The 9,594-nt window shown below is 72.9% G+C and carries 11 protein-coding genes; 8 read left to right on the top strand and 3 right to left on the bottom strand.

Annotated elements, in window-relative coordinates; genetic code table 11:
• Both ABZ495_RS36360 and ABZ495_RS36355 read left to right on the top strand, forming a co-directional pair.
• Positions 1 to 209: pyridoxamine 5'-phosphate oxidase family protein (locus ABZ495_RS36360; protein ID WP_359840244.1), on the top strand; the 209-nt coding region annotated here is incomplete at its 5' end.
• 222 nt (positions 210 to 431) lie between these two features.
• Positions 432 to 869 carry an ATP-binding cassette domain-containing protein gene (locus tag ABZ495_RS36355; protein WP_359840243.1) on the top strand — a complete coding sequence of 146 codons (438 nt, stop codon included), beginning with the start codon at positions 432 to 434 and terminating at the stop codon, positions 867 to 869.
• A gap of 602 nt (positions 870 to 1,471) precedes the next feature.
• On the opposite strand, the gene ABZ495_RS36350 is transcribed toward ABZ495_RS36355, so the two are convergent.
• Both ABZ495_RS36350 and ABZ495_RS36345 read right to left on the bottom strand, forming a co-directional pair.
• Positions 1,472 to 2,287: a class I SAM-dependent methyltransferase gene (locus ABZ495_RS36350; protein ID WP_359840245.1), complete on the bottom strand. Its 816-nt coding sequence runs from the start codon at positions 2,285 to 2,287 to the stop codon at positions 1,472 to 1,474.
• A gap of 122 nt (positions 2,288 to 2,409) precedes the next feature.
• Positions 2,410 to 3,315 (bottom strand): LysR family transcriptional regulator, encoded by a 906-nt coding sequence (locus tag ABZ495_RS36345; protein ID WP_359809565.1) that lies wholly within the window; start codon positions 3,313 to 3,315, stop codon positions 2,410 to 2,412.
• A 139-nt stretch (positions 3,316 to 3,454) separates the two neighbouring features.
• Here ABZ495_RS36345 and ABZ495_RS36340 point away from each other — a divergent pair, with 139 nt between their 5' ends.
• The 6 genes from ABZ495_RS36340 (at position 3,455) to ABZ495_RS36315 (ending at position 8,402) form a co-directional block, all read left to right on the top strand.
• Positions 3,455 to 4,291 carry a 3'(2'),5'-bisphosphate nucleotidase CysQ gene (locus ABZ495_RS36340; protein ID WP_359840242.1) on the top strand — a complete coding sequence of 279 codons (837 nt, stop codon included), beginning with the start codon at positions 3,455 to 3,457 and terminating at the stop codon, positions 4,289 to 4,291.
• A 132-nt stretch (positions 4,292 to 4,423) separates the two neighbouring features.
• Positions 4,424 to 5,020, top strand: coding sequence for an NAD(P)-binding domain-containing protein (locus ABZ495_RS36335; RefSeq protein WP_359840241.1), 597 nt, complete (start codon positions 4,424 to 4,426; stop codon positions 5,018 to 5,020).
• A gap of 212 nt (positions 5,021 to 5,232) precedes the next feature.
• Positions 5,233 to 5,775 carry a hypothetical protein gene (locus ABZ495_RS36330; RefSeq protein WP_359840240.1) on the top strand — a complete coding sequence of 181 codons (543 nt, stop codon included), beginning with the start codon at positions 5,233 to 5,235 and terminating at the stop codon, positions 5,773 to 5,775.
• A gap of 169 nt (positions 5,776 to 5,944) precedes the next feature.
• On the top strand, positions 5,945 to 6,232 hold the full coding sequence (locus tag ABZ495_RS36325; RefSeq protein ID WP_359840239.1) for a hypothetical protein: 288 nt from the start codon (positions 5,945 to 5,947) through the stop codon (positions 6,230 to 6,232).
• Between the two features lie 347 nt (positions 6,233 to 6,579).
• Positions 6,580 to 7,119 (top strand): winged helix-turn-helix domain-containing protein, encoded by a 540-nt coding sequence (locus ABZ495_RS36320; RefSeq protein ID WP_359840238.1) that lies wholly within the window; start codon positions 6,580 to 6,582, stop codon positions 7,117 to 7,119.
• Entirely contained in the window at positions 7,116 to 8,402 is a 1,287-nt protein-coding gene (locus ABZ495_RS36315; RefSeq protein ID WP_359840237.1) for an MFS transporter, read from the top strand. The genes ABZ495_RS36320 and ABZ495_RS36315 overlap by 4 nt, the downstream gene beginning before the upstream one ends.
• A gap of 239 nt (positions 8,403 to 8,641) precedes the next feature.
• Here ABZ495_RS36315 and ABZ495_RS36310 read toward each other — a convergent pair whose 3' ends face one another.
• Complete coding sequence (locus ABZ495_RS36310; RefSeq protein ID WP_359840236.1) at positions 8,642 to 9,064, bottom strand: DUF5959 family protein; 423 nt, start codon at positions 9,062 to 9,064, stop codon at positions 8,642 to 8,644.
• Between the last annotated feature and the right edge of the window lie 530 nt (positions 9,065 to 9,594).

Here is a 9,594-nt window from a genome sequence, read left to right as displayed (position 1 = left end):
TCTCGTTCCAGGTGGACCACATCGACGAGAGCCTCAGCCGGGGCTGGAGCGTGCTGATCCTCGGCCGGGCCCAGTACGTCGAGGACCCCGACGAGGTCGCCCGGCTCAAGGAGCTGCCGGGGAGCACCCCCTGGGCCGGCGGCGGCCGCGACCTGTGGGTGCGCATCCGCCCGGACGAGACCAGCGGACGCCGGATCACCGCACGGTGACCGCCCGGAGTGGCCGGGCCCCGACCGCCGGGCCGGGGCCGTGGAATCTGAGGTCCCGGCCCCTGGCTGTCCGGGGGCGGGACCTCAGATTCCACGGCCGGAACAGGGCCGAGGGGGCCGGATGGGCGGGGCGCTCCACGCGGGACGGTGGAGAGGGCTCCGCGGTTGGCGGAGGTTAGGTGCGGGCACCATGGAGCCGCGGTCACCACAGGAGGTGGGGTCATGCCCGAAACCGGCGCCGCGGCGATCGAGCTCATATCACTCACCAAGCGGTACGGCCGGACCGTCGGAATCGACGGGCTGGACATCGAGGTCGGAACGGGCGAGGTGTTCGGGCTGCTCGGTCCGAACGGTGCGGGGAAGACCACGACGCTGCGCTGCCTGGTCGGGCTGCTGCGGCCGACCACCGGGGAGGTCCGGGTGCTCGGTCTTGACCCCGTCGCCGACCACCGCCTCCTGGCGCCCGCGATCGGTTACCTCCCCGGCGAACTCCGGCTCTACCCCGAACTGACCGGGCGCCAGACCCTCGACCTGCTGGCCGCCCTCCAGGGGACCCCGGTGCCACGGCAGGCCGAACTCTGTGCCCGGCTGAATCTGTCGACGGGTGACTTCCATCGGGCGGTGGGGGAGTACCCTCGCTGGCGGTCCTGTCCGCCGTAGGCCTGGCCGGCCTGACAGCGGCCTTCCGGCTGCTGAACCGCCGGGACCTCGCGATCTGACGGGCTGGCGGCCACGGCCGCAGGCCGGAGCAGTTGTCGAGCGAGGAGCAGCGGGTGCGTCGGCGGGCACGGTCACGTCCGGATGCCCTCTGCCAGGGTCGTACTCCCCCTTCAGCCACCGGTGACTGAAGGGGGAATCCGCGAGTCGCCCCGTGGCGGCGGGTCGACGTGGCACGCGGTACGCCGCACTGCTCGGGCGGCTGCGCCTCCATGGCGACGGGCGGCACCAGGTCGTCTCCGGGAGCCGCCCGGTGTCGGCCCGCCCGCCGCTCGCCGACTCGATCGGCCGGCAGGCGGCATCCGCGTGCGGCGTGTGCGGATCAGCCCGGGTCGGTACCGCAGACGTAGTACGCCTTGCCCAGCCCGGTGACGGTACCGGTCAGCATCCCTAGGGCGGCGCCGCCGCCGCTCCCTCGGGGCCGGCGGCGGCGCCGAGCTGGCCGCCTGCGCTTCATCGGCGTCCGCTGGACCTGTCTCCCGGCAAGCCGGAGCACTCGTTCGACCGCGGCAGCGATTCGGCGGCGATGAAGGACCCGAGGCGCCCTACCGGCGGACCGCCGAGATCAGTCCGCCGGGTCGTTCCTCGCGCCGCGGCGGGGTGCTGATCGGGCGGCCGTAGGCGGTACCGCACTCGCGCAGCGTGTGGCAGTCGGCCTCCCAGCCGTGCCCGGCCAGCCAGCGCACCGGGTCGTCGGGCATCTCCGAGACCCACAGGGACGCCGCCGACCCCGGCACGGCGTCCGCGCCGAAGCGCTCGATCACGCCACGCGAGCCCAAGGTCAGCCCCATCCGGCTGCCCGCCGCCGACCGTGCGCCGATCCGGGCCAGCAACAGCTCCACCGCGCCCTCGGGCAGGTAGATCAGCAGTCCTTCGACGATCCACACCGTCGGCGCGGCCGGGTCGTGCCCTGCGGCGGCCAGCGCGCCCGGCCAGTCCTCGCGCAGATCCACCGCGACGGTGCTCCGATCGCAGCGTGCGACGGCCCGCTCCTGGCGCAGCACCGAAGCCTTGAAGTCCAGTGGCGCGGCGGTGTCGACCTCGAACAGCCGGGTGCCCTCAGGCCAGTCCATCCGGAAGGCCCGGCTGTCCATGCCGGCACCGAGCAGCACGACCTGCCGGATCCCGGACGCGCAGGCCTGCCGCAGCAGGTCGTCGAGGAACTTCGTCCTGATGACGATGGAGTACGACACGGCCAGCCGGCGGCGCCGCGCGGCCTCGTCGTCGGGCAGCGGCGGCGAGGGGGGCCACAGGCCGCCGGCGGCGGCGAAGGCCTGGGCCAGTGGGTCGCGGAACAGCGCGTTCTCCCGCGCGGTCTCCAGCGCCCGCACCCTGGCCACCCCCACCGCCGTGGCCCACACTCCCGACGGCTGCGCCCGCCCCCGCTCATCAGTCACCGCGCCAGCCTAGATGACCGGCTCCAAGGGGCCGGGTGAAGGGAACCAGGTAGCTCATCCGGGTGGAGCGGCCCGGACGGTGCCGACTACGGCGCTGCGCAGGCGGCCAGCGCGGTCCGTGCCAGTCCGCGCAGCCAGGCGTGGGCGTGGTCGTTGTCGTGGCGCTGATGCCACGACAGGTAGACCGGTGCCGACGGCAGTTCGAGCGGCAGGGGCAGGGCGACCAGGCCGAGGTCGGCGACCGCGGTGCGTGTGGTGGCTTCCGGGACGCTGACCAGGACGTCGGAGCCGCGGGCGAACTCCAGCGCGGCCGCTTCCGTCGGCGCGCTCGCCACGACGCGGCGGCTGAGGCCGAGCCGGGCGAGGGCGTCGTCGAGGGCGTTGGCGAGGTTTCCGCGTCGCGAGACGGTGATGTGTTCGGCGGCGGCGTAGTGCTGCGCGGTGACGTCTTCGACGCGGGTGAGGGGGTGTCCGTGCCGCACGATGATGACGAGGGGGGTCTCGCCCACGTTCTCGGCACGGATGTCCGGTGCGGCCGGGCAGTTGGCGTTCGCCTCCAGGTCGACCTCGCCGCGTCGCAGCCCGGGGGTGTCGCCGCTCGATTCGGCGAGGAAGCGCAGGCGCACGCCCGGCGCCTGTGCGCGGACGGCGGTGAGCAGGGCGGGGCCGCTCGCGGCGACCAGGGAGTCGTGCCAGCGGAGGGTGAAGGTGCGCTCCAGTGTCGTCAGGTCGAGTTCACGGCTCGGCGCCAGCACCCCCTGGACTTGGTGCAACAGCTCGTGCACCTGTTCCCGGACGGCGATCGCGTACGGGGTCGGGGTCATCGTGCGGCCGGTGCGTACCAGGATCTGGTCCCCGGTCGTACGGCGGATCCGGCCCAGACTGCGGCTCATCGCGGGGGCGGTGACGTGCAGGCGCGCGGCCGCCCCGGCCACGCTGCCCTCCTCGAGGAGCGCGTCGAGCGCGGCGAGCAGATTCAGATCCAGTTGCATGGGAGTAATCCTAGCCGTGCTTGACATGCAGTTGTGGTTAATGACTGGGCTGTCTACCTTCGAGATGTGAGCGCGGGACGCAACGGACCGCTCGGCCCGACCGGCCCTCATCACCTCTGCTGGAAAAGGAAGTTCCGCCATGTCCGCGATGCTTCAGAACACCACCGCCGTCGCCGCCGCCGTCGCCACCACCGCCGACACCGACCTGCTCGCCCAGGTCGCGATCACCGTGCGCGAAGCCGGCTCCGCGCTGCTCGCACGCTTCGGTGACGTGGTCCACTACCGGACCCGCGAGGAGCTGATGCACGCGCTCGCCGCCAACGACGACACGGCCCTCGACATCCTGCGCCCCCGCCTCACGCAGCTGCGCCCGGAGGCCGGGTGGGTGGAGGACGAGCTGGACGGCGGAGCGCTGCCGCCCGGCGAGTGGTGGGTCGTCGACCCGGCCGAGGGCAACGTCAACCACCTGCACGCCCTGCCGGATTGGGCGGTGACCGCCACCCTGGTGCGCGAGAACCGGCCGGTGCTCACCGTGGTCCACCTGCCGTTGACCGGCGAGACCTACACCGCGCTCGCCGGCGCGGGCGCGCACCTCGACGGCCGGCCGCTGCACGTCTCCCCGACCGCGGACCTCGGCCTGGGCATCGTGGCCACCAGCCAGGCCCGGCCGGACGAGAACGAGGAGGTCGTGCGGCGCGTCGGCTCCTCCATCACCGCGATGCTCTTCGACGCGCTGGTCGTCCGCACCGCCGTGCCCGCGACCCTGCACCTGGTGAACGTGGCCGCCGGCCGGATCGACGCCTTCTGGCAGTTCGCCGGCGCCCGGGCGGACCTGCTGCCCGGGGCACTGCTCGTCACCGAGGCCGGCGGCCGGATCTCCGACGCCCAGGGCCGCCCCTGGACCCCGCTGAGCGAGAGCTTCCTGGCCGCCGCGCCCGGCGTCCACGCCCAGGCCGTCACCACGCTCTCGCGCTGAGCGCGCACCCGCGCCACGAGCCCCCGCGCCACGCGCCCCCGCGCCACGACCACCCGCACCACGAGCACCCGCGCCACGACCACCCGCACCTCGACCACCACGATCCCGTACGAACGGAAGGACCCCCTCCCCATGACCACGATCGCAGTTCTCGGCAACGGCCGCGTCGGCGGCAACCTGGCCACCGCCCTCACCCGGGCCGGACACGAGGTGACCGCGGCGGACCGCACGCCGGGCGCCGCCGCCGACGCGGCCCGCACGGCCCGGATCGTCATCAACGCCACCCCGGGCGACGGCTCGTTGGAGCGGCTCACCGCCCTGCGCGAGGAACTCCGGGGCAAGATCCTCGTCGACGTCTCCAACGCCACCGCGGACGGACCGGACGGACTGCCGGGCGAACTGCTCCACCCGGGGTCGAGCCTCGCCGAGCAACTCCAGGAAGCGCTCCCCGAAACGCACGTCGTCAAGACCCTCAACACCATGCTCTTCCCGGTGATGACCGCACCGGCCATGCTCACCCGGGCACCCGACGCCTTCCTCTCCGGCGAGGACCCGCAAGCCAAGCAGACCGTCCGCGAACTGCTCAACGACCTCGGCTGGCACGACGAGTGGATCACCGATCTCGGCGGGATCCGGACCGCCCGCGCCACGGAGGCCGCGATCCTGTTCGTACCGCACGTGATCCGCGCCAACGGCTTCTCGCCCTTCGCGATCTCGATAGCCCGCTGAGCCGGGCACAGCGCACCGCTCCGGCCAGCACCGCACCGTGTCCCGGTGCGGTGCTGGCCGACCCGCTCGGCCGGCGTCCCCGCGCTCCGTGTCCTGGACGTCGTGATTCGCCCGGTCCGGCCCCGGAGTGGGTTGGGCTTGCGATGGCGGGGGAAGCGTCTGTTGCACGGCGGGGATGTCCTCGCGGTGCGGTGCGGGGACGGGGGAGAGCAGTGAGCGGGGAGTTACGTGCCGAGGAGAGACTGCAGCTCGCCCAGTGGCACCTGACGCGGGCGGACGGACTGCGTCTCGGTCTGGTGAATCGGGCCGGCACGCTCCTGAGCGCGGACGCGCTCGTGATCACGGGTGTGGTGTTCGCCTCCGGCGCGACGTCGTCGGACGTGTCGCCGGTGATCGGGGCTGCCGCGCTCCTCGCGCTGGTGGTGAGCGCGGGTTCGGCGGCCCTGGCGGCCTCGGTGCTCACCGGGTTCCGTAGGGTCCCGGGCATGTCGCGGCCGGCCGGCTTCCCGGTTCCGATCGCCTTCGGCTACGGCGACACCGTAGGTGCGTTCGGCTCTCCGGAGGAGTTCCGGTCCGGCTTCTCCGCTCAGAGCGTGGAGGCGGCGGCCGACTCCGCGGTCCTGGAGCTGTGGCGCTGCATCAGCGTCCACCAGCTCAGGGCGAGAAGGATGCAGCGCGCGACGCAGTGCCTTCTGGCCGGCGCGGCCCTCCTGGTCGCCATGGCCGCGGCGCGATCGGTCACCGCTCTGCTCTGAAGGCCCCGCGGCGACCGGCCCGCGGCCCAGCGCTGGTCATGTCCCGCGACAGCACCACGGCCGGACGGCGAGCGAGCGGATCCCTCCTGGCCTCCCCGATCCGTCGTACAACCGACCTCCCCGCGGTGGGGCGGAACAGCCATACGCCACCCGTCGTCAAGGAATCGGCGTGACCGACCCCGCCCGTCGCACCTCCACCCTCCAGGACATCGTCGCTGACACGGGCGTGCCACTGCTCCTCTCCTCCCTCATCCTTCGCATGGCCGCCGACCACCCCGGCACCCACCCCGGCTATCCCACGATCGCCTGGATCGCCCAGGGCCTCGCCCTGCTCTGCCTCCTTGTCGGTATCGCCATCGCCGTGCTGCGCAAGGACCGCCCGTCCCCTGGCATGTGGCTCCTGCCGGCCGTGTGGACGTTCGGTACGGGAGTGGCCGTCCTGCACGATCTCTTGTAGGAGCGAGTGCCGGTCCATCGGCGCTTCGGCGACCAGGAGTCAGAACGCGTAGAGGTCAAGTTCCCTGCCCAAAGCCGGAGTTCTGGCACAGGAGAACGACCCCGGGTTCGTTGAACCACCCAGGTTGCCGAAGGGGCGCGGGAAGGCCCTGGAGGTCCTTTCGATCTTGGATCGACGGTCGTCGACTGCGAGGGCTGGTTGAGCGCCCACAGCGGGCCGAAGTCGCCCGGCCGTCCCGGCAGCTCGGGTGGGGGCAGGGGTGAAGGCCCCGCGTGCTGCACGGTCGATCCCGGGCGCGCGGGCGAAACCCCTTGACCAATGGTCAAGGAACGTTGACCATTGGACCCGTGCCTACCGATGATCTCCCCGCGAAGTTCCACGTCACCACTGACGAGCAGCTACGCGCCGTCTCCAATCTCACGCGCCACCGGATCATGGCCGTGCTCCGCTTCGAGCCCGCGACGATCACGCAGATCGCCGAGCGGGTGGGCCTCGCGAAGGGGAGCTCCAGCTACCACGTGCGGCTGCTGGAGCGCGCCGGCCTGGTGAAGGTGGTACGGACGCGGAAGGTCCGGGGGGTCACCGAGCGGTACTACGCCATGGCCGCGCGGTCGATCGTGCTGCCGGATCCGGGCGAGGGAGGGCCGGACCTGCTGATGCGGCATGCGCTGGCGGACCTGGAGGCGGCGCCGGCGGACGGCGAGCGGCACGTGCGGATGGCGCACCTTCGGCTCACCGACGAGCAGTTCGCGGAGCTGGGGGCGCGGCTGCAAGCGCTGGCGGACGAGTACCGGGAGCTGTCCGATCCGTCCCTGCCGGACGCGTCGCTCGTCTTCGCGCTGTTCCACCCGGCAACCCGCGTGCAGGCCGAAGGAGACGCCAAGTGACCTCAGACCTTCGGAAGTTGCCGGCCGGGTTCGGACGAGTGTGGACCGCGCAGACGGTATCCTCGCTCGGTGACGGCGTGACGCACGCCGCGCTGCCACTGCTCGCGTTGACGCTGACGCGGGATCCGATGGCGCTCGCCGTCGTCACTGCCGCCGGAACGCTGCCGTGGCTGCTGTTCGGGGTGCTCGGCGGCGCGCTGGTGGACCGCTGGGACCGTCGGCGCACGATGTGGGTGACGGACGCGGCGCGTGCGGTGCTCCTCACGATACCGGCGGCAGCGGCCGCGCTCGACCTGCTCAGCGTTCCCCTGCTCGCGGCGGTCGCCTTCCTGCTCGGCCTCGGCGGACTCTTCTTCGACACGGCCGCCACCGCCTATCTGCCGGACCTGCTCGGCCGCGACCCCGCACTCCTGGAGCGCGCCAACTCCCGCCTGCGCGGCGCCCAGACCGCCGCGTCCGGCTTCGCGGGACCGCCCGCGGGCAGCGCCCTGCTCGCGCTCGGACGGGCGGTTCCGCTGCTCGCCGACGCGGTGTCGTTCGCGTTGTCCGCCCTGCTCGTACGCTCGCTGCCCGCCGCGCCGCGGCCCCTGCCGCAGGCCCGCGAGTCGCTGCTGCGGCAGGCACGGGACGGCGCCTCGTACGTCTTCCGGAACCAGCTGCTGCTCGGGCTCGCGCTGCGTCCGGCGGTCGGGAACATCGCCTTCCTCGCCGTGGAGACCGTGCTCGCCCTCTTCGCGCACGACCGCCTCGGCATCGGCGCCTTCGGCTTCGGTCTGCTCCTCACCGCGGAGGCCACCGGAGGTCTGCTCGGCGCGGGCATCGCCTCCTTCCTCGGCCGACGGCTCGGCACCGGCACCGCACTGACCTGCACGGCCGCCCTCGAAGGGCTTGCCGTCCTGGTCCTCGCCGCCGCACCGAACCCGTACGTCGCCGGTCTCGCGCTCGCCGTCTGCGGTGCGGGCATGGGTGCCACGATGGTGCTGGCCCCCTCCCTCCGGCAGACGATCGTCCCCGCCCACCTGATGGGCCGGGTCGCCTCGACCTCCCGCATGCTCTCCATGTGCGCCGCCCCGTTCGGCGCCTTCCTCGGCGGCTGGCTGGCCACCACCTACGACGTGCGGACCCCGCTCTACACCGCCGCCGGTCTCCTCCTCACCATGACCGCCGTCACCGCGACCATGACCAGCAACCGCCAGGTCGAGGCGGCACTGCGCGCCGCCGCCCCGGCCGACGACCCGGCCCACCCGGGATCCCGGCAACTCGTTCACGAGGGTGCCGTGTAGGACGCCGCGGAGGCCGTCGAGCCGGTCGGGCGCACGACGGCGCTGCTGCCCGCCTTGAGCCGTGGGCCGGGCGGAGTTCGGGGTGTACCCGATGCCGACGCCGCGGATGGACAGGGTGAGGGTGAGCGTCCGGTCGGGTCCCGGTACGAGGGTGACGTAGATTCCTTCCGCCTGGCCGCCATCAGGACCCGAGCCGAACAGCGGGCCGCGCCGCCCGCTGACGGCCGGCCAGGAGCCAGTCAGCCCGCGAGGACCTGCCGGGCCTTCACCAGACGCGCTTGGTGGTCCGCGATCCAGCCGGCCGGAGGGGACATGGGCAGGCTGACCGTCACCTGCGAGGACGGGGCGTCGCTGATCGACACCCCGATCGCGCTGGGACTGAGCGGCTTGATCCTCAGCTCGACCGTCCGGCCGGAGTTCAGCCACGAGACGAACCGGTGCCCGGCGAGACTGATGAGCGCCTCCTCCCAGCGGTCCAGGTCGAAGGAAGAGACTCCCACCGGGAACCTGCCGGTGACGGTCTCCGTCGACACGACGAACTCACAGTCCAGGAGCTCACCCCCCGGATTCGATCGCTTCAGCACCCGCAACGCGACGACATGACCACTCGTCCCCGGCGGGTCGGCAAGGTGGATCAGATCGTCCAGTTCGTCGTTGTCCATTGCGGCCCTCTCGCTCGATCTCGAACAAGGGCATCATTCCGAACGGCACCGACACACCCGATGCCGCCCTCGCCTGCCAACACGCCACCGGCAGGCATCTGATCGCCCGATGCTCTCCCAAGCCACCGACAACCGCTCTCGACGGTGATCCGCCCAGCCGTCCGTCCCGCCGACCAGCCCCCCGGGGCCGGGTGGCCACAGAACTCGCGAGGCGCTCGCGCCCGCGGACGGAACGCGCTGCCCGGCCGGGCCGACGACGCGGCGTCGCACCGCGCGACCCCCACGGCCGCGAGGGCCGGCCCGACCAGCGGTCCGGACCCGGCCGCCGACGCGGCGGGCGCGAGCTGCGTCGGCGGCCGAGTCCGGTCACCACGGGGTCGAGCAGGACCGGATGCAGACCCGGTGTTGTGCCGGCCCCGGCGGCGGGTTGGTCCCCGGATGCTCCTATAGACGTCAAGCCGCAGGAGCAAGGTCGGGTTGGGTGATTCGTGAGGTTGGAGTGCTGGTCAGTGCGCGGTAGACCTCGCGGG

It is taken from the genome of Kitasatospora sp. NPDC005748 (assembly GCF_040630735.1).
Taxonomy (GTDB): domain Bacteria; phylum Actinomycetota; class Actinomycetes; order Streptomycetales; family Streptomycetaceae; genus Kitasatospora.
Note: the sequence above shows the minus strand (reverse complement) of the source record. Positions and strands in the feature narration are given on the sequence as shown.

Coding starts and splice junctions, on each gene's coding strand:
- ABZ495_RS36340 (WP_359840242.1), top strand. CDS start 3,455: ATGTCCGCGATGCTTCAGAACACCACCGCCGTCGCCGCCGCCGTCGCC.
- ABZ495_RS36355 (WP_359840243.1), top strand. CDS start 432: ATGCCCGAAACCGGCGCCGCGGCGATCGAGCTCATATCACTCACCAAG.
- ABZ495_RS36310 (WP_359840236.1), bottom strand. CDS start 9,064: ATGGACAACGACGAACTGGACGATCTGATCCACCTTGCCGACCCGCCG.
- ABZ495_RS36345 (WP_359809565.1), bottom strand. CDS start 3,315: ATGCAACTGGATCTGAATCTGCTCGCCGCGCTCGACGCGCTCCTCGAG.
- ABZ495_RS36335 (WP_359840241.1), top strand. CDS start 4,424: ATGACCACGATCGCAGTTCTCGGCAACGGCCGCGTCGGCGGCAACCTG.